We start from the raw sequence: 23,031 nt of genomic DNA, 5'->3' as shown, positions 1-23,031 counted from the left end.
GCCCCGCCCGGGCCCCCCCCCCCCCCTTGCCCGGGCCGGGCCCCCCCCAAAACGCCCGAACAAGGAAGAACACGGAAGAACCGGCCCCGCTGCCGGGGGCGCGGTTCTTCCTGCATGGCGGGTACTACTCCTGGGTGCTCTCCACGTCCGCCTGCTCCTCGCGGCCAAAGGCCCACAAGAGCAGCTCGGACGGTTCACCGCGCACGAGTTCCACGCGCCGGGCGGACTTCTTGCCGCCGCGCACCGCACCGAAACCGCCCGCGAGTAGCACCACGGACTCGGACTTCTTGCGCAGCAGTGCCGGGCCCATGAGCTTGAGCACGTTCCACAGGTCTTTCTGCTCGTCGTTGAGCAACTGCCGGGCATGCCACTGAGGCTGCGCGCGGCGGACGTCCTCGTGGTGGATGAAGAACTCCCCGGTGTTCATCCGCTTGTCGATCGGGGACCAGCGACCCGGGGAGAAGAGCGGGGGGCGCTCCACGAGGTCCACGAGCTTCTCCCACGGCATCTCCCGGTAGTCGGCGTCCACCGACTTGGCGTGGCGCCCGAGCACGGGCAGCTTGGGGGAGAGCATCCCGGCGACCGCGTCCGGACGGGAATCACGGATGACCAGGTGGATCGCGAGGTCCCGGGCGTCCCAGCCTTCGCACAGGGTGGGGGCGTCCGGCCCCACACGGCGCAGCAGCGCGGCAAGATGACGACGTTCGACATTGGCGAAGTTGGTCACGTGAACATCCATTCTGTGGGGTGGACCGTCACGTCCACGGTAGACGGGCGCCGCGGTGATTGCCACCGCCGTGCGCGCTCACGAGGCGGGGTCCGCCGCGTTGAACTGCGCCCTGTAGAGGTTGGCGTAGGCCCCGTCCGCCTCGATCAGCTCGTCGTGGGAACCCTGCTCCACGATCCGCCCCGACTCCATGACGATGATCGTGTCCGCGTCCCGGATGGTGGAGAGCCGGTGGGCGATCACGAAGGACGTGCGGCGCTCCCGCAGCGCGGCCATGGCCTTCTGCACGAGCAGCTCCGTGCGGGTGTCCACCGCGGAGGTCGCCTCGTCCAGGATGAGCAGGGACGGTTGCGCCAGGAACGCCCGGGCGATCGTGATCAGCTGCTTCTCACCGGCCGAGACCGAGGAGCCGTCCTCGGAGATCACGGTGTCGTACCCGTCCGGCAGGGCGCGCGCGAAACGGTCCACGTACGTGGCGCGCGCAGCGGCCAGTACCTCCTCGTCCGTGGCGTCCTGACGGCCGTAGCGGATGTTCTCCCGGATGGTGCCGCTGAACAACCACGCGTCCTGGAGCACCATGCCCACCTGTGAACGCAGTTCGTGGCGGGAGAGGTCCCGGATGTCGATCCCGTCCAAGCTGATCCGGCCCGCGTCGATCTCGTAGAAGCGCAGGATGAGGTTCACGAGCGTGGTCTTCCCGGCGCCCGTGGGTCCGACGATCGCCACGGTGCGCCCCGGAGCCACGTGCAGGCACATGTCCTCGATCAGGGGCTCGGCACCCCGGGCCAGGGCGGCCTTGTCGTAGGAGAAGTTCACGTGGTCGAAGCGCACCTCACCGCGCAGCGTGCCCGGCAGGTGGGCGGTGGGCGTCTCCGGTTCCTGTTCGGGGGCGTCGAGCAGTTCGAAGGTGCGTTCCGCGGAGGCGATGCCGGACTGCAACTGGGTGGCCATGCCCGCGACCTGGGACAGCGGCTGGGTGAATTCCCGGGAGTACTGGATGAACGCGGTGGCGTCCCCCAGGGTCAGATGGCCCGTGGCCACGCGCAGCCCGCCCAGCACGGCGATGCCTACGTAGGACAAGTACGAGATGAACTGCATGACCGGCATGATCGTCCCGGACATGAACTGCGCCCCGAACGCCGCCCGGTACAGTTCCTCGTTGCGCTCGTCGAACTGCTGCTGCATCTGACGCTGTCGGCCGTACGCGTGCACGAGCTCGTGGCCCGAGAAGGATTCCTCGATGTGCCCGTTGAGCTGACCCGTGGCGTGCCACTGCTGTTTGAACAACCGCTGGGAGCGGGTGCCGATGATCCCCGCCGCCACGGCGGACAACGGCAGAGCCACGAGCGCGACGAGCGCCAACTGCCACGAGACGATGAACATCATGACCATGATGCCGAGCACGGTCAGCACGTTCTGCACGAGCTGCGCGAAGGTCTGTTGCAGCGCCGTCTGGATGTTGTCCACGTCGTTGGTCACGCGGGACATCACGTCCCCGCGCTGGCGCGCGTCGAAGTAGCTCAGGGGCAGGGCGTTGACCTTGCGCTCGATCTCCTCGCGCAGGTCGTACACGACCCGCATGACCACGCGGTTGAGCACGTAGCCCTGCAACCACATGAGCACCGAGGCCACGGTGTACATGCCGAGCACCACGAGGATGAGGGTGCCTAGTCGGGTGAAGTCCACGCCCTGTCCCGGGACGAGCGTCATAGCGGACATCATGTCCGCGAGCGTGTCCTGGCCCTGCGCACGCAGCCCGGCCTCGACCTGTTGCTGGCTCGCGCCCGCTGGCAGGGATCTGCCGACGACGCCGGCGAAGATCACGTCCATGGCGCGTCCCAGCACGCGCGGGGCCCACACCGTGAGCACCACGGACAGCACGACGGCCGCGACGACGACGGCGAGCGCCGCCTTGTGCGGGGCCATGAGCTTCACGAGCCGCCCGGCCGAGGCCCAGAAGCGCTGCGGCTTCCGGGCCGGTTCCTGTGTCTCGCTCACCGTTCGCCTCCCGTGGTCTGTTCGGCCGAGAGCTGTGACGTGACGATCTCCCGGTAGGTCTCGCTCGCGGCCACGAGTTCCTCGTGGGTGCCGCGCGCGATGATCCGGCCGTGCTCGAGGATCAGGATGAGGTCCGCGTCCGTGATGGTGGAGACGCGCTGGGCCACCGTGATTACGGTGGCGTGCCGGGTCACGGGGCGCAGGGCGGCGCGCAACCGGGCGTCCGTGGCGACGTCGAGTGCCGAGAACGAGTCGTCGAAGACGTAGACCCGGGGGCGGGCCACGAGGGCGCGGGCGATGCTGAGCCGCTGGCGCTGACCCCCGGACACGTTGGTCCCACCCTGGGACACGGGGGCGTCCAGACCCTCGGGCATCTCGCGGACGAAGTCGTCCGCCTGGGCCACGCGCAGGGCCTCCCACAACTCGTCGTCGGTGGCGTCCGCGCGGCCGAAGCGCAGGTTGGACGCCACGGTCCCGGAGAACAGGAACGGCCGCTGCGGGACCAGGCCCACCCGGCCCGCGAGGTCGTCCGGGGCGTAGTCGCGCAGATCCACCCCGTCCAGCAGCACACGGCCGGTCACGGGATCGAGCAAGCGGGGGATCAGGCTAATAAGTGTGCTCTTCCCGGAACCCGTGGCCCCGACCACGGCCACGGTGCGTCCCGGTTCCGCCGCGAAGTCGATCCCGGACAGCACGGGGTCCTCCGCGCCGGGGTACTGGAACGTGACGTCCTCGAACCGAACGTGGCCCACCGGGCGCGGTGCTACGGCCGGTCGCTGCGGCGGGTGCATGGTGGGGCGGGTGTCGAGCACCTCCCCGATCCGCTCGGCGCACACGACCGCGCGCGGGACCATCATGAACATGAACGTGGCCAGCATCACGGCCATGAGGATCTGCAGCATGTACTGCAGGAAGGCGGTCAGCGCCCCGACCTGGATCTGGCCCTGGTCCACGCGGTGGCCGCCGAACCACAGCACGGCCGCGGTGGCCAGGTGCATGACCATGTTGATCACGGGGAACATCAGCACGAACAGCGCCCCGATGCGCAGGGAGATGTCCGTGAGGTCCTGGTTCGCGCTGCGAAAACGCGCGGTCTCGAACGGCTCCTTGACGAAGGCGCGGATCACCCGGATCCCGGTGATCTGTTCGCGCAGCACCCCGTTGATCCCGTCGATGCGTTCCTGCATGATCCGGAACCACGGCATCAACCGGGAGACCACGAGGCCCAGCAGCACCCCCATTACAGGGATGGACACCCACACGAGCCACGACAGCCCCGGGTCCTCCCGCAGGGCCATGACGATCCCGCCCACGCACATGATGGGCGCCATGACCATGAAGTTCAGGCCCATGAGGGTGAGCATCTGGATCTGCTGGACGTCGTTGGTGGTGCGCGTGATCAGCGACGGCGCCCCGAACTTCCCGACCTCGCGCGCGCTGAACTGCCCGACCCGGCGGTAGACGTCCCGGCGCAGGTCCCGGCCCACACCGATCGCCGTGCGGGCACCGCACCACACGGCCACGACGGCAGCGATCACCTGGGCGAACGCCACGGCGAGCATCACGGCGCCGGCGCGCCAGATGTAGTCGGTGTCCCCGCGGGCCACGCCGTTGTCGATGATCCGGGCATTGAGGCTCGGGAGATAGAGCGTAGCGATCGTGGCCGCCAGTTGGAACACGAGAACGCCCACGACCCACGGGACGTAGGGGCGCGTGAAAGTGCGTAACAAACTCAGCAGCATGACGGTCGATCCTGACGTCGAGCACGGAGGGAGCCGAATACGCGCCCAATATACGCGCGGGCCGGGACACGCTGAACGGACCGGGGCACCCCGGGTGATCCGGGTGTCACGCGCTAAAGTTTCGGTGCACCGAAACTTGCCGTTCCACGCGGTGCGCGGGACGGTGGATATGAGCAGGAGGCCACCATGACGTCGGGCAATCCAGCGCCGCAGGACGCGACCGGTGCGGGGGGTACGACGGCGCGGGCGTCGTCGCACGGGACCATCGCCGCACTCGGTCCGGCGTTCGTGGCCGCGATCGCTTACGTGGACCCCGGCAACGTGGCCGCGAACGTGAGTGCGGGTGCGGGGCATGGCTACCTGCTCGTATGGGTGCTCGTGCTCGCCAACCTCATGGCCATGGTCATCCAGTACCTCTCCGCCAAGCTCGGGATCGTGACGGGGCTGTCCCTGCCGCAGGTCCTAGGCGATTCGCTGCCGCCCGGTACCCGGGTGCTCTACTGGGCCCAGGCCCAGCTCATGGCGATCGCCACGGACGTCGCCGAGGTGATCGGCGGGGCGCTCGCATTGTGGTTGCTGTTCGGCATCCCGTTGCCCCTGGGCGGGGTGATCGTGGCCGCGCTGTCCATGCTCGTGCTCGCGCTCCAGAACCACCGCGGTCAGCGCGTGTTCGAGACCGTGATCCTGGGGATGCTCGGGATCATCACGGTGGGGTTTCTCGGGGGACTCGTGGTGGGCCCGCCCGATCCGCGGGGTGTGCTCGACGGTCTGGTACCGCGGCTGGAGGGCTTCGAGTCCCTGGTGATCGCGGCGGGGATGCTGGGTGCCACCGTGATGCCCCACGCGATCTACATCCACTCCGCACTGAGTCGGGACCGTCACGGCATGGGCCACGCCCCAGAGCGCGTCTCCCAACTCCTGCGCGCGACCCGCGTGGACGTGGTGCTGGCACTCGTGGTGGCCGGTGCGGTGAACATAGGGATGCTCCTGCTCGCGGCCAGGAACCTCTACGGCGTGGAGGGCACGGACACGATCGAGGGTGCGCAGCACGCGATCTCCGACGCGCTCGGGCCCGCCGTGGGGGTCGTCTTCTCCCTGGGGTTGCTGGCCTCCGGGCTCGCCTCCACCGCAGTGGGTGCGTACGCGGGGGACGTGGTCACGGCGGGTCTGTTGCGGTGGCGCATCCCGCTGCTCGCGCGGCGGCTGATCACGGTGATCCCCGCCGTCGTGATCCTGGCGCTCGGCGCGGAACCCACTGCAGCCTTGGTCGGGAGTCAAGTGGTGCTGAGCTTCGGGATCGCGTTCGCGCTCATCCCCCTGGTGCGCGCCACGGGCAGGGCCTCCCTCATGGGCCGCTTCCGCAATGGCCCGGTGCTCGCGGCCATCGGGTGGGTGAGCGCCGCGATCGTGGTGGTGCTGAACGTGGTCCTGCTCGTCATGGGCGTGGGAAATGTGGGTTAGGGGCTAGCAAAACCACATAAACAGACATAAGCTCACATCACACAGGGGTTTCACCGCCGACACCCCGGTCCGTGAGGTGAAGATGTTCGCTGCAGAACGCCACGAGGAGATCACACGCACCGTGAGCCACGAGCGCCGTGTCAACGGTGCGGGACTGGCGAAGCGGTTCGGTGTGACCATGGAGACGATCCGCCGGGATCTCGCCGTGCTCGAGTCCCAGGGGAAACTGCGCCGTGTGCACGGCGGTGCCGTGTCCGTGGACCAGTCCACGAGCGGCGAACAGGGGATGGACTCCCGATCGCGCCTCGCGGCCGATGAGAAACGGGCCATCGCCCGCAAAGCCCTCGAGGTACTCGAACATGCCGAGGCCGGTGCCGTGGTCCTGGATGCCGGCACCACGGTCGAGGCGCTCGCGGACCTGTTGCTGGCCCGGGACAACCACCTGCCCGGCGGGCAGGAACAGCTGATCATCACCCACGCCCTGCACATCGCGGCGAAACTCGCGGACGCCGAGGGTGTGGGGCTCGAGCTCGTGGGTGGGCGGATCCGCAAACTCACGTGGGCGGCCACCGGCTCGCGGGCCGCCCAGCACTACGACCAGTTGCGCCCGGACCTCGCGTTCGTGGGTTGCAACGGCGCCCACGCCTCCTTCGGGCTGTCCACCCCGGACCCCATCGAGGCCGTGGTCAAGGCGACGATCGTGCAGGCCGCGCGCCGCGTCGTCGTCCTGTGCGACGCGAGCAAGCAGGACCAGGAGACCCTCACGCACTTCTGCTCGCTCGAACAGATCGACACCTTCATCACCGACCGCGCTCCCGTGGGGGAGCTGGCCCAAGCCCTCGAAGACGCCGACGTGGAAGTGGTTCTCGCATGATCATCACCGTGACCCTCAACCCCTCCGTGGACCGCACCGTGGACCTGCCCGGCCCGCTGGCCCGCGGTCGCGTGCAGCGCGCGAGCGACACCCGCCAGGACCCCGGGGGCAAGGGTGTGAACATCTCGCGCGCGCTGGCCGCGAGCGGTGTGGACACTGTGGCCGTGGTCCCGGGGGACGGCACTGATCCGCTGTTCACCGCGCTCGACGCCGCGGGGGTGCGCTACGACAGCGTGTCCATCGGTGCGCCCGTGCGATCCAACATCACCGTGACCGAACCGGACGGGACCACGACCAAGATCAACGAGCCCGGCCCCCCGCTGGACGAGCACACCGTGGACCGGATCGTGGAACGGATCGTCTCCCGCGGCGCGGGTGCGCAGTGGCTCGTGTTCGCGGGGTCCGTGCCGCCCGGGCCCGCCCCGGACGTCTACGCCGTGCTGGCCGCCCGCGTGAGCGGCGCGCTCGGTGCGGCCGCGCCGTCGTTCGCGCTGGACACCTCCGGGGACGTGCTGCGCGCGGCTCTCGCCCCGGGTGTCACCGTACTGCCGGACGTGATCAAACCCAACGGCCACGAACTCGCGGAGCTGCTGGGCCGCACCGACGGCGATGCGCTCGAGGCCGATCCGCGCGCCGCAGCGGACGCCGGGCGGGAGCTCGTGGCCCGCGGCGTGGGGGCCGTGCTGTGCACTCTGGGCGGCAACGGTGCCGTGCTCGTGACGCCCGAGGGCGCGTGGCACGCCGTGCACGAACCCGTCACGGTGCGCTCGACCGTGGGCGCCGGCGACAGCGCCCTGACCGGGTACCTCGTGGCCGCCCAGCGCGGGGAGGCCCCGGCCGAACGCCTGCGCCGGGCCGTGGCCCACGGCTCCGCCGCCGCCGCCCTGCCCGGGACGCAGATGCCCACGGTCGCGCAGACCACGCCCGACGCCGTGCGGGTCACGCAGCTGACGTCCGCACGGCAAAGCGCCGCGACACCGGACGTCCCGACGCCGAACCCGGCCGCGCCCCGCGAGACGCAGCCCCGGACCTGATCCACCCACCGCCCCGTAGCCAAGGAGCACCGACATGTCAGATCTGATCAATCCCGGCCTGGTCCTGTTGGACCGGGACCTGGGCGAATCCACGGAGAGTGTGATCCGTGCACTCGCGGCCACCGTCCACCGGGAGGGCCGCGCGAGCACCGCGGATTCCCTCGCCGCGGACGCTCTGGCCCGGGAGGCCAAGAACGCCACCGGGATCCCGGGCGGGATCGGCATCCCGCACTGCCGCTCCGAGGCCGTCACGCAGGCCACCCTGGTCATGGCGCGGCTCGCCCCCGCCGTGGACTTCGGGGCCAAGGACGGACCGGCGGACATCGTCTTCTTCATCGCCGCACCGGCCGGCGCGGACCAGGAGCACCTCAAGCTGCTGTCCAAGCTCGCACGTTCCCTCATGAAGAAGCCCTTCGTGGCGTCCCTGCGCGCAGCGCAGTCGCCGGAGGAGGTCGTGGACATCGTGGACACCGCCCTCGGTCTCGCTCCGCAGCCGGACGACGCCGCTGCGGCACCCACCGCGGCGACCGGAACCGCGGCCGCGGGATCCTCCGCCGCGACCGGTCCCGCCGCGACCGGTGCCGACGGGGCCGCTGCCACGGGAACCGGCGGTGCCGCTGCCGGCGCTGCCGTAGCTGGTGCGAGCGGTGCGACCGCGGCGTCGAACGCCGGGACGCAGGCACCCACCGGAACGCACGCGCCGCTGACCGAATCCGCGACGTCGACGGCGCCCGATGACGCGGGCGCCCGGGGTCCGCGCAGGCTCGTGGCCGTCACGGCGTGCCCCACCGGCATCGCCCATACCTACATGGCCGCGGACGCCCTGACCAACACCGCCCAGGAGATGGGGGTGGACCTGCAGGTCGAGACCCAGGGCTCCTCGGGCGCCACGCGTCTGGACCCGGCCGTGATCGGTCAGGCTGAGGCCGTGATCTTCGCGACCGACGTGGACGTGAGGGAGCGCTCGCGGTTCGCGGGTCTGCCGTACATCGCGTCCGCGGTCAAGCGCGGGATCGACGAACCCCGCGAGATGATCCAGGAGGCCCTCGAGGCCGCGGACGATCCCCAGGCGCCCAAGGTCACGGGCGACGGCGGTGAGATCTCTGCCGCCGTGACCGGCAGCGAGGGGTGGGGCACGCGGATCCGCAAGGCCGTGATGACGGGTGTCAGCTACATGATCCCGTTCGTGGCCGCGGGCGGTCTGCTCATGGCGATCGCGTTCATGATCGCGGACCCGGTGCTCGTGGCCCAGCAGGCCGACGACATCCTGGCCACCACCACCCTGGGCAACCTGGGGGACGTGTCCCTGGCCATGTACCTGGGTGCCGTGCTGTTCAAGACCGGCAACCTGGCGATCAGCCTGTTGGTCCCCGCGCTCGCGGGCTACATCGCCTACGGGCTCGCGGACCGTCCGGGCATCGCCCCCGGCTTCGCGGCCGGTCTCGTGGCCAACTTCATGGGCGCCGGGTTCATCGGCGGCATCGTGGGCGGTCTGCTGGCTGGCATCTGCGCGTACTGGTTGACGCTGCCCCGACTGCCCCGCTGGCTCGGATCACTCATGCCCGTGGTCATCATCCCGCTGCTCGCCACGCTGTTCGCCGGCGGGTTGCTGTTCTTGCTGATCGGCGGGCCCATCGCCGCGTTCATGACGTGGCTCACGAGCCTGCTCGCCGGGATGAGCGGTGCCTCGGCCGTGGCCCTGGGTGCCGTGCTTGGTCTGATGATGTGCTCGGACCTGGGCGGTCCCATCAACAAGGTGGCCTATTCCTTCGCCGTGGCCGGACTGGGTGCCGCGACCGTGGCCAACACGGCGCCGCAGGAGATCATGGCCACCGTGATCGCCGCGGGCATGGTGCCTCCGCTCGGGATGGCGCTCGCCTCCACTGTGCTGGGCCGCAAGTACTTCAGCGCCGCGGAGCGTGAGAACGGCAAGACCTCGTGGCTGCTCGGCGCGTCCTTCATCTCCGAGGGTGCCATCCCGTTCGCCGCGGCCGATCCGCTGCGCGTGATCCCCGCCTCGATGGCCGGTGGCGTGATCACCGGTGCCCTGACGATGGCGTGGGGCGTGACCTCGGCGGCCCCGCACGGTGGGATCTGGATCCTGCCGGTCGTGGACGGACGCTGGGGCTTCGTGGCCGCCATCCTGGCGGGCACCGTGGTCACCGCCGTGCTGGTCACCCTGTTCAAGCGCATCGGCAACGTGAAAAAGCACGTGGGCGAGGTCCCCGGGGTTCCGCAGACACAACAAACCGTGGAAGTGTGAGACATCATGACTGACAACGACGTGACCGGTGCCGCACAGCAGCGCGTGGAACTGCGCGGTGTGGGGGTCAGCCCCGGGCGTGTGATCGCCCCCGTGGTGCACATGGCACCCGCCGTGAGTGAGCCGCCCGAGGGCGAGCCGCTCACCGGGGACGCCGAGGCCGCGATCGACCGCCTCAAGGCAGCGGCGCTCGAGGTCAAGGCCGAACTCAAGGAAAGGGCCGCTCGAGCGCGCTCGGAATCCGCGGCGGAGGTACTCAAGGCCACGTCCCTCATGGCGGGGGACAAGGCCTTGATCAAGAACGCGGGCAAGCTCGTGACCGATCAGCAGCTCAGCCCCGAGCGGGCGCTGTGGCAGGCTGCCACGGCGTACGCGGACCAGATGCGGGCCATGGGCGGCTACATGGCCGAACGTGCCGCGGACATCGAGGACGTCCGCGCGCGCATCGTCGCCCGACTGCGCGGGGAAGACGCCCCGGGCGTGCCCCAGCGCAAGGAGCCGTTCGTGCTCGCGGCCGAGGACCTCGCACCGGCGGACACCGCGGTGCTGGATCCGGACGTCGTCGTGGCGCTGGTGACAGCCTCCGGCGGACCCCAGTCCCACACGGCGATCCTCGCGCGCAACCTCGGGCTGCCGGCCGCCGTGGCCGTCGAGGGGATCCTCGAGGTCCCCGCGGGGACGCCCGTGTTCGTGGACGGTGCCGAGGGCGCCGTCGTCGCGGCACCGGCAGAGCACGAACGCGAGGCAGTGACCGCGTGGCAGCGCGCGGCCGCGCAACTCGCGTCCTTCGACGGCCGGGGCGCGCTCGCGGACGGCACCGAGGTCCCGCTGCTCGCCAACGTGGGCACCGGCGACGACGCCCGCGCGGCTGCCGAGGCCGGCGCGGAGGGCGTGGGGTTGTTGCGCACCGAGTTCTGCTTCCTGGGCCGGGACAGCGAACCCACCGTGGCCGAACAGACCCAGGCGTACGCCGAGATCTTCGCGGCGTTCGAGGGCAAGAAGGTGGTCGTGCGTACGCTCGACGCCGGGGCGGACAAGCCCCTGCCCTTCCTCACGGACACCACCGAGCCCAATCCCGCGCTCGGTGTGCGCGGCTACCGCACCGACTGGACCACCCCGGGCGTGCTGCAGCGCCAGCTCGAGGCGATCGCGGCGGCGGCCCGGGAGACCGGTGCGCACGTGTGGGTCATGGCACCCATGATCGCCACCGCGGAGGAGGCCGCCCGGTTCCACGAACTCGCGAGCGCCGAGGGGCTGCAGGTCACCGGCGTCATGGTCGAGACACCCGCCGCGGCCATCACCGCCGAGCAGATCCTCGAGCGCGTGGACTTCGTGTCGCTCGGGACCAACGACCTCACCCAGTACACGATGGCCGCGGACCGCATGCTGGGTGCACTCGCCGAGTTGAACTCCCCGTGGCAACCGGCCGTGCTGCGCATGATCGAGCGCACCGCGGCGGGTGCGCGAGCGGCGTCTGACGCGTCCGGTGAACACAAGAACGTGGGCGTGTGCGGCGAGGCCGCCGCGGACCCCGCGCTCGCCGTGGTGCTCGTGGGGCTCGGGGTGGACACCCTGTCCATGAGCGCGCGCTCGCTCGCCGCCGTCGCCGCCGTGCTCGCCCGCGTGGACACCGCCCAGGCCGAGCGGCTGGCCGCACTCGCCGTGTCCGCCACGAGCGCGCGCGAGGCCAAGGAAGCCGTGCGGGCACAGTTGCCCGTGCTGCACGAACTGGGGCTGTGACCCCGCCCGAACCAGCGTCACCCGAACCGACCCAGCAAGGAGCTGACATGTCAGAACGCATTGCCACCGTGGCCTCCCGTGTGGGGCTGCACGCCCGGCCCGCCGCGATCTTCGCGGAGGCCGCCGGCGAGTACGAGAACCTGGAGATCACCATCCGCGCCGAGGGCGAGGACGCCGAGGAGGGCATGGACGCGTCCTCTGTGCTGTCCCTGATGTCCCTGGGCGCGGCCCACGGGGACAAGGTGGTCCTCGCGGCCGACGGCGACGGCGCCGAGGAAGCCCTCGAGCACCTCGCCTCGATCATCGAGACGGACCTCGACGCCGAGTGATCCTCCCCACCGCCGGCGCCGGGCGCCCCTGTGTGGGCCCCCGGGGGCGGCGCTTTCCCGGGGGGTGATCGTCGCATTCCGGTGACCGGGGTCGGGGCCCAGGGCGAGGAGTACGGTGAATCGCATGGTGCGGTTTCTCATTCTGACAGGTCTGGTCGTGGCCACGATTGCCACGGTTCTCGCAGCGGTCTTCGGTCCCTGGGGATGGTGGATCCTCGCAGTCATCTTCTTCCTGCTGTTGCTCGTGGGCATCCGCGATGCGACGCAGCGCAGGCACTCGATCCTGCGCAACTTCCCCGTGCTCGGGCACGCGCGGTTCTTCATGGAGAAGATCCGCCCCGAGATCCAGCAGTACTTCATCGAGCGCAACTACGACGGCAAGCCGTTCAACCGTGACCAGCGCTCGCTCGTGTACTCGCGGGCCAAGGGCTTCAAGGGCGACAAGGCGTTCGGCACCGAGCTCAACGTGAACGAACCGGGCTACGAGTACTTCGTCCAGTCCGTGGCGCCCAAGGCGGCCCCGGAGAGCGAGCACCGCGTGCGCCTGGGCGGGCCGGACTGCAAGCAGCCGTACGACGCATCGCTGCTGAACATCTCCTCCATGAGCTTCGGCTCCCTGTCCAAGAACGCCGTGCTCGCCATGAACAAGGGCGCGGCCATGGGCGGGTTCGCGCAGGAGACCGGTGAGGGCGGGCTGACCAAGTACCACCTCGCCCACGACGCCGACATCATTTGGGAGTTCGGTTCCGGGTATTTCGGCACGCGTGACGAGAACGGCAACTTCGACCCGGAGGCCTTCCGCAAGAAGTCCAACCTGCCGCAGGTCAAGGCCATCAACATCAAGCTCTCCCAGGGCGCCAAGCCGGGCCTGGGCGGCGTGCTGCCGGGCTCCAAGGTGACCGAGGAGATCGCGGAGGCGCGCATGGTCCCCGTGGGCCAGACCTGCATCTCCCCGGCCAGCCACTCGGCGTTCACCACGCCGCGCGGTCTGATCCAGTTCGTGGCCCACCTGCGGGAACTGTCCAACGGCAAGCCGATCGGCTTCAAGCTGTGCGTGGGCTCGCGCGTGGAGTTCCTGGCCATCTGCAAGGCCATGATCGAGGAGAAGGTCACCCCGGACTTCATCATCGTGGACGGTTCCGAGGGCGGCACCGGTGCCGCACCGCTCGAGTACCAGGACCACGTGGGCACCCCGCTCGTGGAGGGTCTGATCCTGGTGCACAACGCGCTCGTGGGTGCGGGACTGCGGGACCGGATCAAGATTGGCGCCGCCGGGAAGATCACCTCGGGCCACGACATCGTGCGCCACATCATCCAGGGTGCTGACTTCTGCATGAGCGCGCGCGCCATGATGATGGCCGTGGGCTGCATCCAGGCCCAGGCGTGCCACACCAACAAGTGCCCCGTGGGCGTGACCACGCAGAACCCCAAGCTCTACAAGGCCCTCGACATCGAGGACAAGGGTGACCGCGTGGAGCGTTACCACCGCCTGACCGTGGAGGAAGCGGGCCAGATTATCTCCACCATGGGCTGCGAGCACCCCGAGGAGCTCACGCGTCAGATGCTGCGCCGCAAGGTCACGGCCACCCAGAGCATCTCGTACGAGACCCTCTACCGCTGGCTCACGCCGGGCGAGCTGTTCGAGGGCGTCGAAGGCGGTTGGGGTGAGGACTGGGATTACGCCGATCCGGACAAGTTCACCCCGGGTCACCCGGGCAAGTACGTGTTCAAGGGCCGCAGCCCGCTGGAACCCGGCGACGTCATGCCGGCGGACGATCGCGAGCCGGCGCTGTCCGGTGCCCGCGGCGGCGAGCGCGGTACCGAGTCCGCCACGCCGCGCACGAGCGGGCCGTCCGCGGGGCAGGCCTCCGAGGCGAACCCCGGGCAGTCCACCGCGGGCACGAGCCGGCGTCCCGAGGGGCAGCCTGGCAACGCGGCCGGTGCCCAGCACACGACGAGCGACCCGTCCCCGGACTCCGATCACGTGGACCCCTCCGACGACTCACGCACCCGCAACCCCGGGCTCGCCTGAGCCCGAGGGATACCATGTGAGGCGGTGCCGCGACAGCGCGGCGCCGCCTCACGTCGTCAGTGCCCCCCTGTACAGGATTGAGAGAGCCTTGCGAGAATTCACGGCACGTTTTGCCACCGATCAGGAAATCGCCGAGTGGGACTCCCACGTCACGGCCAACCCCTCGGGCGGCAACCTGTTGCAGTCGGAGGCGTTCGCGCTGGTCAAGAAGGACCACGGGTGGAAGCCGCAGTACGTGGTGTACGAACCCACGGACGGTTCGCAGCCCAGTTACAACCTGGTGCTCGAGAAGTCCGTGCCCGCCCTGGGCAGGCTGTGGTACATGATCAAGGGCCCGGACGTGGCGAGCGTGGACGACATCCCCGGCATCGTGGCGGCCAACGAGCGCTTCGTGGCGGGTCCCGCGCGCGGCGTGTTCGCGATCAAGTACGAACCCGAGATCGTGGCCTCCGACTACGCCGCGGGCGTGATGGCGCGCAGCGGACTCGTGAAGTCCTTCGAGATTCAGCCCAACGACTCCACCGCCGTGCTGGACACGGACATGGACGAGAAGGCCCTGCTCAAGTCCCTGCACTCGCGGGGTCGCAACGCGGTGCGCCGTGCGACCCGCGAGGGCTGCGAGGTGGACCAAGTCCCGCTCACGGAGGAGAACATGCGCGCGATGTACGCGCTCATGGATTCCGTGGGTCAGGGTCACGCCAAGGTGACCCTGCGTTCCTACGAGTACTACCGGGCGTTCTGGAACAATTTTGCCGATCGCGGTCAGGGCCGGCTCTACTTCACGTACGAGGACGGCAAGCCCTCGGTGGGTGCCTACGTGATCTCCTACGGGCGCAAGGGCACCTACAAGGATGGCGGCTCCAAGCCGCGGCGCAAGCAGTACGGGGACTCGCACCTCGTGCAGTGGAGCGCCATCACGGACCTGAAGCAGGACCACGAGATCACCCAGTACGACTTCTGCGGGACCCCGCCCTCCGACCAGCTCAAGAACAAGGAGCACCCCTACTACGGTCTGGGGTTGTTCAAGACGAGCTTCACCAAGACTGTCGTGGATTACGTGGGCGTTTGGGATCAGCCACTCAGCCGCGCGAAATACGCTGTGTGGAACAACGTGGCGGAGAAGGTACAGCGCCAGTTGTGGGTGCGCCGCACGGGTCAGCCCTTCTACTGACCGGCGGCCGCGGCCCCTCCACCCGGCCCCCGCTCGCCCGCAGGCGAGGACGTGGGCGAGCACGGGCGCGCGAGCGGATGCGTGTGGGCCGCACCCCAGCACACAGGAGTCGAACAGTGCCTGCGGCGGCAGGGAAGGGTGATCCCACGTGAGCGTGAGCGAGCAATTGACGCGTCTGGCGCACCAGGGCTACCCGTCCTCGGGTGAGAGCACGGGCCCGCACGCGGTGGACGGTGAACCGTTCGGTCCCGCCGGGGACACCGCGCTGCGCGACGCCGTGCAGCACACGAGTCCGCGGCGTCGTACGCGTTACGCACCGCGCCCCACCGAGGAACAGGCCGCCCGGGCGGAACTGCGTAGCGCGCCCGTGCACACCGACACCCGGACGACGTCGCAGCTGCGGGTCCCCGGCGTCCGTCCCCGCAGCGCCGGGCGCGGTCCCGCGACCGGCACCGGAACGCCGCAGGTCTCCTCCCTGCCCGTCCTCACACCGGGCCAGATCGCCGCCGACCGCGCGGGCCAGGGGCACCGGGCGGCGGTTCCCGCGGCATTGACCGAACCCATCGGCAGCCCGTCCCGGCGTGGCACCGCCCCCGCGAGCTCACCCGTGGAGCGCCCGGAAACCGTGGCGCACGAGCCGGCGCCCGCGACCACCGCGATCTCGCGGGGCGTGTACCCGGCCACCCGGGTCAAACCGTCGCGGGCACCCAAGGCACTGTTGCGCTCCCTCGTGCAGGGGGACGCCGCGCCCACCGCGCCCATGCGTGTGGTGGACCGGCTCACCGCCACACCGTTCCAGCACCTGCGCAAGTTCGGGGACAGCACGGACCGCCAGGCCCGGCGCACCCTGAACTTCGCGCTGCGCCTGGCCGAGACCATGTTCCACTACGGCGCGGACGCGCTGGACGTGGAGAACGCGATCATCGCGGTGTGCGCCACGTACGGGGTGGAGAACCTGGACGTGGACATCACCAACCAGTCGGTGACCATCAACTACGTCGCGGAGACCACGGCCACGGGCAAACTCACCGCCGCCGGCGAGGCCCCGCGGCGGGTCACCGAGGACACCGGTTCCTCCGCCCACCCCGCGACCGCCCTGGCGGGCACACCCGGGACCACGGGGGAGCAGCGCGGGAGCTCCGCGCCGCGCACCGGCCAGGACCCGTGGGGCGATTCTTCGACCTCGAGCCACACCGTGATGCGCGTGGTGCGTTCATGGACCGACAACTACTCGGGTCTCGCGGACTCCCATCAGCTCGTGACCCGGATCATCGAGGGCAACACGCCCCTGCGGGACGCCGAACGGGAGCTAGCCCGGATCAACGCCCGACCCAAGCCCTACCCCAAGTGGGTCGTGTGGCTCGCCACGGTGATCGCGGCGGGGACCATCACGCTGGCGATCGGCGGCAGCCCGGCCGGTGCGCTCGTGGCCGTGGTCTCCTCCGTGGTGGTGCAGTCCGTCACGGCGAAACTGGGGGCGTGGCGGATCCCGGAGTTCTTCTCCCTCGCGGCCAACGCCCTGGTGGTCACGCTCGGTGCCCTGTTGATCTCGGCGGTGGGGGTCGAGGTGTCCCCGCCCAGGGTCATCGCCGGTGGGATCATCATGCTGTTGCCCACCACCCGCATGGTCTCCACGATGCAGGACGCGATCAACGGTTTCCCCGTGACCGCGGCCGGACGACTACTGTCCACCGCCATGGCGTTCCTGGGGATCGTGGCCGGGATCGCCCTGGGGATCACCTTGTCCGCGCACCTGGGGGTCCCACGGATTGACGTTTCCCAGTCCGGGTTCACACCCGCGGCAGCCATGACCAACACGGTGTTCATGCTGATCTCCACCGCTCTGATCGCGATCACCATGCAGGCGAAGCCGCGTCACCTGCTGCCCGCCGTGGCCGCGGCCCTCGTGGGCCTCGGTTTTTACCACGGCATCGGCAGCTTCGATCCCAGCACACGATTGGCCACGGGCGTGGGGGCTGTGGCGAGCGGTTGCGTGGCCGCGCTGCTCGCGGCGAGGGCCAAGATCCCGCAGGCGATCCTCGCGATCCCCGCGATGACCTACCTGCTGCCCGGGTTGAGCCTGTTCCGCGGAATGTACGCGATCACCGTGGAGAACGAGACCACGGGGGACGGCATCACGGGACTCGTCAACGCCATGGTGTCCATCGTGCTCCTCGCGGCGGGCGTGGTGCTCGCCAAGTACCTCATGCGCCCGTTTATCGAGCGGATGCAGTACCTCTCCCAGCGGCGCAACCGCCGCCGCTGACCGGTCAGAGGATCTTGCCCACGGGCAGCTTCTTCTCCGCCTGGAACGTCTCCTCGGCCCGCCCGGCCGCCCAGTACCCGGACAGGGATACCTGCGAACGCTCGAGCCCGCGGACGTCGAGCAGTTCCTTCCGGGCAGCCTTCATGGCCTCGCGCTCGCCGTGCACGAACGCCTGCACCCCCGCGGTGTCCTCGGGCCACGCGGCGTTCGCGAGTCCCGTCACGAGGGCGCGCTCACCGTCCTGCTGAGCGGCGCGGTGCACCCAGCGCACCCGGACGCCCTCGGGGATCGCGAGATCGGTGAGGTCGAGTTCGTGGGAGGCGTCCTCGACCTCCAGGACGGCTTCTCCGCGCGCCGAGGCGGGCAGCGCCTCGAGGTTCGCGAGCACGGCGGGGACGGCGGCGTCGTCGCCAGCGAAGACGCTCCACGCGGCGGCCGGATCCGGGAGCCACTTGCCGCCCGGGCCGAGCGCCACGATCCGGTCTCCGGGGGACGCGGCATCCGCCCACGGCCCCGCATAGCCTTCGGTGCCGTGCAGGGCGACGTCGATCCACACGGTCTCGGTGTCGGGTTCCGTGTGGCGCAGGGTCATGTGCCGCGTGACGGGCTGGTCCTGGGGTGCGGCGTTTTCGCGCGCGGCCCAGTAGTCGGGGAACGCGCCGGGCGCGGTCGCCGCGAGCGTGGCTGCGGAGAAGAAGACGAGCTTGACGTACTTCTCCGGCGCCTCCATGTCCTGGAACTGCTCGGCGTTCTCGATCCTGCACACCACGCGCACCATGCCCGGGGAGAGCTGAATCCGGTCCGTGACCGTGAGATTGAGCTGGGGCTTGCGGGGTCGCGCCGGAGTTTGTGCCATGCGTCCAGCGTAGGTGTTGCTACGCGGGCAGTTCCCACGAGACGGGCTGGGCGCCCTGTTGTTGCAGCAGCTCGTTGGCGCGGGAGAACGGGCGGGAACCGAAGAACCCCCGGGACGCGGACAACGGGGACGGGTGCACCGATTCCACGGTGGGCGCCCCACCCAGCCAGTCCTTGGTGCCGCGGGCGTCGCGACCCCACAGGATGCCGACGAGGGGTTGCTCGCGCGCCCCGAGCGCGCGGATCGCGCACTCCGTGACCGCTTCCCAGCCCTTGCCCCGGTGGGACGCGGGGGAGCCCGCGCGCACCGTAAGGACCCTGTTGAGCAGCATGACGCCCTGCTCGGCCCACGAGGACAGGTCCCCGTGCGCGGGCGGTGTGATCCCCAGATCGGAGTGCAGTTCCTTGTAGATGTTCTGCAGGGACCGCGGGATCGGGCGCACGTCCGGGGCCACCGAGAACGAGAGGCCCATCGCGTGGCCCGGGGTGGGGTAGGGGTCCTGGCCCACGATCAACACCTTGACCGCGGACATCGGCTCGCGAAGCGCGCGGAAGATGTGGTCCCCAGCGGGCAGGGTGTGGTGGCCCTCGGCGTGTTCGCCGCGCAGGAACTCGCCCACGGCCCGAATCTGCGGCTCCACGGGTTGCAAGGCACGGGCCCACTCCTCGTTCATGATCTCGTGCAACGGGGGCGGGGTGTTCACGGTGCGACCTCCAGGGCGTGCGGCCTCCGGGTGCCGCCCGGAGCGTTAGGGTTGAGCCCATGTCTACCACGGGCGACGGCCTCGACGAGCTCGACCGGGCCATCCTGGACCTGGAGTCCGAGCACTGGAAGTACCGCGGCGCCAAGGAGTCCGCGATCCGCTCCCGCCTGGGGTTGAGCCCCGTGCACTACTATCAGCGGCTCAACGCCCTGATCTCCTCAGAGGCCGCCGCGCGCCACGCCCCCATGCTGATCTCCCGGTTGCGCCGCGCGCGCAATCGCTGAGTGGGTCCCCGGGTGCGCGTGGGATAGTGGGCAGCGCACCGCGGACCCCTGACCGCCGCGGGTCCGGCAGGCGGGGCGCACGCCGTCCCACGGTCCCGGCACCCGCGGGTCGGCGCCCCTGATCCCGCCGTTCGTTGAGGAGAGCCACAGCATGAGCGAGTACCCCCGTGACGAGTTCGACGACGTCCCCGAGGACGGCGCCAGGCAGGGTGCCCACCGAGGCCATAACCCGAATGCCCGAGCGGGGTCCCGGGGCAAGTTCCTGGTCATCCTCGTGACCGGTGTGCTCGCCCTCGTCCTGGGGGCGGTGGCCTTTGTGAACGCCCCGCGCACGGCCCAGGAAGCGCTCGCCCTCCCCGCCGCAGCCGTTGCGGTGTCCCCGGACGATGACGTCGCGGCCGGTGCCTCCGCGGTGGGTGCCGTGGCGCTCGGGACGGCCGCGAGCGACGTCGTGCCCGGAGCCCCCGCGGCCGCCTGAGCCGCCCGTTCAGCCGGGGACGAAACCTGAGTCCACTGGACGCAGGGCGTTTGCGGTTCCGGCATGACGAGTGCCACTATGGGATTAGCACTCAGTCGCGTGGACTGCTAACCGGGTCCGGTGGTGGTCGCGCGGCGGACGAGTGACATCACGGTGAGGTGGTTGCGGCGCGGTGAGGATCGCGGCGCGGCACCGTCCGTCGCGGGCATCGTGATGACAAGTCTTGTTTGTCAACCGTCCAGGAGGGACGAAACACATGGCAAAGATGATCGCATTCGACGAAGAAGCCCGCCGCGGCCTCGAGCGGGGCCTGAACACCCTCGCGGACGCCGTCAAGGTCACCCTCGGCCCGCGCGGACGCAACGTGGTCCTCGAGAAGTCCTGGGGCGCCCCCACGATCACCAACGACGGCGTGTCCATCGCCAAGGAGATCGAGCTCGAGGAGCCGTACGAGAAGATCGGCGCCGAGCTCGTCAAGGAGGTCGCCAAGAAGACCGACGACGTCGCCGGTGACGGCACCACCACAGCCACGGTGTTGGCCCAGGCCCTCGTGAAGGAGGGCCTGCGCAACGTGGCCGCCGGTGCGGACCCGCTGTCCCTCAAGCGTGGCATCGAGAAGGCCGTGGCCGCCGTGACCGAGCAGCTGCTGTCCTCCGCCAAGGAGATCGAGACCGAGGAGGAGATCGCCGCGACCGCGTCCATCTCCGCCGCGGACCCGGAGATCGGCAAGCTCATCGCCGAGGCCATGGAGAAGGTCGGCAAGGAAGGCGTCATCACCGTCGAGGAGTCCAACACCTTCGGGCTGGACCTTGAGCTGACCGAGGGCATGCGCTTCGACAAGGGCTACCTCTCCGGTTACTTCGTGACCGACGCCGACCGTCAGGAAGCCGTCCTCGAGGACCCCTACATCCTGATCGTCAACTCCAAGATCTCCGCCGTGAAGGACCTGGTTCCCGTACTCGAGAAGATCATGCAGGCCGGCAAGCCGCTGCTGATCATCGCCGAGGACGTGGACGGCGAAGCGCTCGCCATGCTCGTGCTGAACAAGATGCGCGGTGCCGTGAAGTCCGTGGCCGTCAAGGCCCCCGGCTTCGGTGACCGCCGCAAGGCCCAGCTTGCGGACATCGCGATCCTCACCGGCGGCCAGGTCATCACCGAAGAGGTGGGCCTGTCGCTCGAGTCCGCCACGATCGACCTGCTGGGCCAGGCCCGCAAGGTCGTGGTGACCAAGGACGAGACCACCATCGTGGACGGCGCCGGTACGCAGGAGGAGATCGAGGGTCGCGTGGCCCAGATCCGTGCGGAGATCAACAACTCCGACTCCGACTACGACCGCGAGAAGTTGCAAGAGCGCCTGGCCAAGCTGGCCGGCGGAGTGGCCGTCCTCAAGGCGGGTGCCGCCACCGAGGTCGAGCTCAAGGAGCGCAAGCACCGCATCGAGGATGCCGTGCGCAACGCCAAGGCCGCCGTGGAGGAGGGCATCGTCGCTGGTGGTGGCGTGGCCCTGATCCAGGCCGGTGCCAAGGTCTTCGAGTCCCTCGGGCTGTCCGGGGACGAGGCGACCGGTGCCAACATCGTCAAGGTCGCGATCGACGCGCCGCTCAAGCAGATCGCGCTGAACGCCGGTCTCGAGCCGGGCGTGGTTGTGGACAAGGTGCGCGGGCTCGAGACCGGTTGGGGCCTCAACGCCGCCACCGGCGAGTACGAGGACCTCATGGCCGCGGGCATCAACGACCCCGTCAAGGTGACCCGTTCCGCCCTGCAGAACGCGGCGTCCATCGCCGGGCTGTTCCTGACCACCGAAGCCGTGGTCGCGGACAAGCCCGAGCCCGAGGCCGCCGGTGCGGGCGCGGGTGCCGATCCCATGGGTGGCATGGGCGGCATGATGTGATCTCGCTCTTCTGAGTGAGTTCCGCCCGCTACACGGGCGGGCATTTCGAGAACCCCGGGGACACGTGCTGTCCCCGGGGTTCTCGCATCTCCGGGAGTGCTCGCGCACCCGGGTGCTCTTCGCGCGCCCGGGTGGTGGCCCCGGGGCGGTCCGCTGAACCGCGGGCCAATGCGGGACCGGGCGATCGCCTGTCAGCGGCGGTGGTTCAACGTGTCGGGAGGTTTTGCGAGGATGAGCGCATGACGATCATCGCTTCCGCGGACGGCTCCGCGCTCGGCAACCCCGGACCCGCGGGGTGGGCCTGGTACATCGATCCCACCTCGTGGCGCGCGGGGGGTTGGGCCCACGGGACCAACAACATGGGCGAGCTCACCGCGGTGCTCGATCTGCTCCGCTCCACCCGGCACCGCGCGGACGAACCGCTGCGGGTGCTGTGCGACAGCCAGTACGTGATCAACTCGGTCACCAAGTGGATGCCGGGCTGGAAGAAGAAGGGCTGGAAGAAGCGCGACGGCAAACCCGTGCTCAACGTGGAGATCATGAAGGCGCTGGACCGCGAGCTCTCCGGTCGGGACGTCAGCTTCGAGTGGGTCAAGGGGCACGCGGGTCACGAGCTCAACGAGGCCGCGGACGAGCGCGCCCGCGCCATGGCCGCGGCCTACCAGTCCGGCACCGCGCCGGAGGACATGCCCGCGGGGCCGGGCTTCCGGGACGACGCGGGCCGCGGAATCGAGGCGGGAGACGTGGAACCGGATCTTTTCTCCGCGTGGGCCTCCTCGGAGGACCTTCCGGCGGGTCACGCCGGGTCCACGGACTCCCCGGATTCCGGCGGCACCCCCGAGCATCTCATCTCGGACGCGGCCTCGCGTGAGGCCACGGTTCTCGGCCGCGGGAATGCTCCCGGTGGACCGGGGGAGTCCCTGCACCCCGACCTGGTGTGCGTGGACCGGCGAGGTGCCACGGCAGCCCCCGAGTCCGTGCTGAGCATCGTCGAAGCCGCAGGGTGCGAGCCCCGGGAGCTGCGGGTCACGGCCCTGGGCGCGCACGCCTACCACGTGAGCTACCGGCTCGAGGAGACATCCGTCGTGACCCGGCGCAGTTCCGTGTGGGTCCGCGAGGACCAGCACCACGACATGGGCCCATGGCTACTGCGGTACCACCAGGTCACGGCGGAGGTCTGAG

18 protein-coding genes are annotated in these 23,031 nt (G+C 70.0%); 13 read left to right on the top strand and 5 right to left on the bottom strand.

Annotated features, from left to right (window positions below; genetic code table 11):
- Positions 1 to 124 precede the first annotated feature (124 nt).
- The 3 genes from A5728_RS11650 to A5728_RS11640 form a co-directional block, all read right to left on the bottom strand.
- Complete coding sequence (locus A5728_RS11650; protein ID WP_231885636.1) at positions 125 to 727, bottom strand: TIGR03085 family metal-binding protein; 603 nt, start codon at positions 725 to 727, stop codon at positions 125 to 127.
- Between the two features lie 78 nt (positions 728 to 805).
- Complete coding sequence (locus A5728_RS11645; protein ID WP_064847225.1) at positions 806 to 2,725, bottom strand: ABC transporter ATP-binding protein; 1,920 nt, start codon at positions 2,723 to 2,725, stop codon at positions 806 to 808.
- On the bottom strand, positions 2,722 to 4,467 hold the full coding sequence (locus A5728_RS11640) for an ABC transporter ATP-binding protein (RefSeq protein ID WP_064847224.1): 1,746 nt from the start codon (positions 4,465 to 4,467) through the stop codon (positions 2,722 to 2,724). Before A5728_RS11640 ends, A5728_RS11645 begins: the two co-directional genes overlap by 4 nt.
- A gap of 186 nt (positions 4,468 to 4,653) precedes the next feature.
- Here A5728_RS11640 and A5728_RS11635 point away from each other — a divergent pair, with 186 nt between their 5' ends.
- The 9 genes from A5728_RS11635 to A5728_RS11595 all read left to right on the top strand — a co-directional run bounded on the left by A5728_RS11635 (position 4,654) and on the right by A5728_RS11595 (position 17,637).
- The gene (locus tag A5728_RS11635) at positions 4,654 to 5,928 is read left to right on the top strand and encodes an Nramp family divalent metal transporter (protein ID WP_064847223.1); all 1,275 of its coding nucleotides are present in this window, start codon (positions 4,654 to 4,656) and stop codon (positions 5,926 to 5,928) included.
- An 82-nt stretch (positions 5,929 to 6,010) separates the two neighbouring features.
- The gene (locus A5728_RS11630) at positions 6,011 to 6,802 is read left to right on the top strand and encodes a DeoR/GlpR family DNA-binding transcription regulator (protein ID WP_064847222.1); all 792 of its coding nucleotides are present in this window, start codon (positions 6,011 to 6,013) and stop codon (positions 6,800 to 6,802) included.
- Positions 6,799 to 7,836, top strand: a complete 1,038-nt coding sequence (locus tag A5728_RS11625; RefSeq protein WP_082943444.1) for a 1-phosphofructokinase family hexose kinase — start codon at positions 6,799 to 6,801, stop codon at positions 7,834 to 7,836. Before A5728_RS11630 ends, A5728_RS11625 begins: the two co-directional genes overlap by 4 nt.
- A gap of 34 nt (positions 7,837 to 7,870) precedes the next feature.
- Complete coding sequence (locus tag A5728_RS11620; RefSeq protein ID WP_064847221.1) at positions 7,871 to 10,099, top strand: fructose-specific PTS transporter subunit EIIC; 2,229 nt, start codon at positions 7,871 to 7,873, stop codon at positions 10,097 to 10,099.
- A 6-nt stretch (positions 10,100 to 10,105) separates the two neighbouring features.
- Complete coding sequence (gene ptsP, locus A5728_RS11615; protein WP_064847220.1) at positions 10,106 to 11,839, top strand: phosphoenolpyruvate--protein phosphotransferase; 1,734 nt, start codon at positions 10,106 to 10,108, stop codon at positions 11,837 to 11,839.
- Between the two features lie 47 nt (positions 11,840 to 11,886).
- A complete protein-coding gene (locus tag A5728_RS11610; protein ID WP_035963817.1) occupies positions 11,887 to 12,168 on the top strand; it encodes an HPr family phosphocarrier protein in 282 nt (93 codons plus the stop codon).
- Positions 12,169 to 12,292: 124 nt separating this feature from the next.
- On the top strand, positions 12,293 to 14,200 hold the full coding sequence (locus tag A5728_RS11605; protein WP_064847219.1) for an FMN-binding glutamate synthase family protein: 1,908 nt from the start codon (positions 12,293 to 12,295) through the stop codon (positions 14,198 to 14,200).
- An 88-nt stretch (positions 14,201 to 14,288) separates the two neighbouring features.
- Entirely contained in the window at positions 14,289 to 15,371 is a 1,083-nt protein-coding gene (locus tag A5728_RS11600) for a peptidoglycan bridge formation glycyltransferase FemA/FemB family protein (protein WP_035963815.1), read from the top strand.
- Positions 15,372 to 15,519: 148 nt separating this feature from the next.
- On the top strand, positions 15,520 to 17,637 hold the full coding sequence (locus A5728_RS11595; protein ID WP_064847218.1) for a threonine/serine exporter ThrE family protein: 2,118 nt from the start codon (positions 15,520 to 15,522) through the stop codon (positions 17,635 to 17,637).
- Between the two features lie 4 nt (positions 17,638 to 17,641).
- On the opposite strand, the gene A5728_RS11590 is transcribed toward A5728_RS11595, so the two are convergent.
- Both A5728_RS11590 and A5728_RS11585 read right to left on the bottom strand, forming a co-directional pair.
- The gene (locus tag A5728_RS11590; RefSeq protein WP_064847217.1) at positions 17,642 to 18,493 is read right to left on the bottom strand and encodes a siderophore-interacting protein; all 852 of its coding nucleotides are present in this window, start codon (positions 18,491 to 18,493) and stop codon (positions 17,642 to 17,644) included.
- Between the two features lie 19 nt (positions 18,494 to 18,512).
- The gene (locus A5728_RS11585) at positions 18,513 to 19,196 is read right to left on the bottom strand and encodes a uracil-DNA glycosylase (protein WP_082943443.1); all 684 of its coding nucleotides are present in this window, start codon (positions 19,194 to 19,196) and stop codon (positions 18,513 to 18,515) included.
- Between the two features lie 59 nt (positions 19,197 to 19,255).
- Between A5728_RS11585 and A5728_RS11580 the strand changes: the two genes are divergently transcribed.
- The 4 genes from A5728_RS11580 to A5728_RS11565 all read left to right on the top strand — a co-directional run bounded on the left by A5728_RS11580 (position 19,256) and on the right by A5728_RS11565 (position 23,030).
- Positions 19,256 to 19,480 (top strand): DUF3263 domain-containing protein, encoded by a 225-nt coding sequence (locus A5728_RS11580; protein ID WP_035963809.1) that lies wholly within the window; start codon positions 19,256 to 19,258, stop codon positions 19,478 to 19,480.
- A 151-nt stretch (positions 19,481 to 19,631) separates the two neighbouring features.
- Complete coding sequence (locus A5728_RS14900) at positions 19,632 to 19,958, top strand: hypothetical protein (protein WP_064847216.1); 327 nt, start codon at positions 19,632 to 19,634, stop codon at positions 19,956 to 19,958.
- A 256-nt stretch (positions 19,959 to 20,214) separates the two neighbouring features.
- On the top strand, positions 20,215 to 21,849 hold the full coding sequence (gene groL / locus A5728_RS11570; protein WP_064847215.1) for a chaperonin GroEL: 1,635 nt from the start codon (positions 20,215 to 20,217) through the stop codon (positions 21,847 to 21,849).
- Positions 21,850 to 22,088: 239 nt separating this feature from the next.
- Positions 22,089 to 23,030 carry an RNase H family protein gene (locus A5728_RS11565; protein WP_064847214.1) on the top strand — a complete coding sequence of 314 codons (942 nt, stop codon included), beginning with the start codon at positions 22,089 to 22,091 and terminating at the stop codon, positions 23,028 to 23,030.
- The last annotated feature ends 1 nt before the right edge of the window (position 23,031 follow it).

Origin of the sequence: Kocuria sp. ICS0012, from assembly GCF_001665945.1 — a bacterium.
GTDB lineage: Bacteria > Actinomycetota > Actinomycetes > Actinomycetales > Micrococcaceae > Kocuria > Kocuria marina.
Note: the sequence above shows the minus strand (reverse complement) of the source record. Positions and strands in the feature narration are given on the sequence as shown.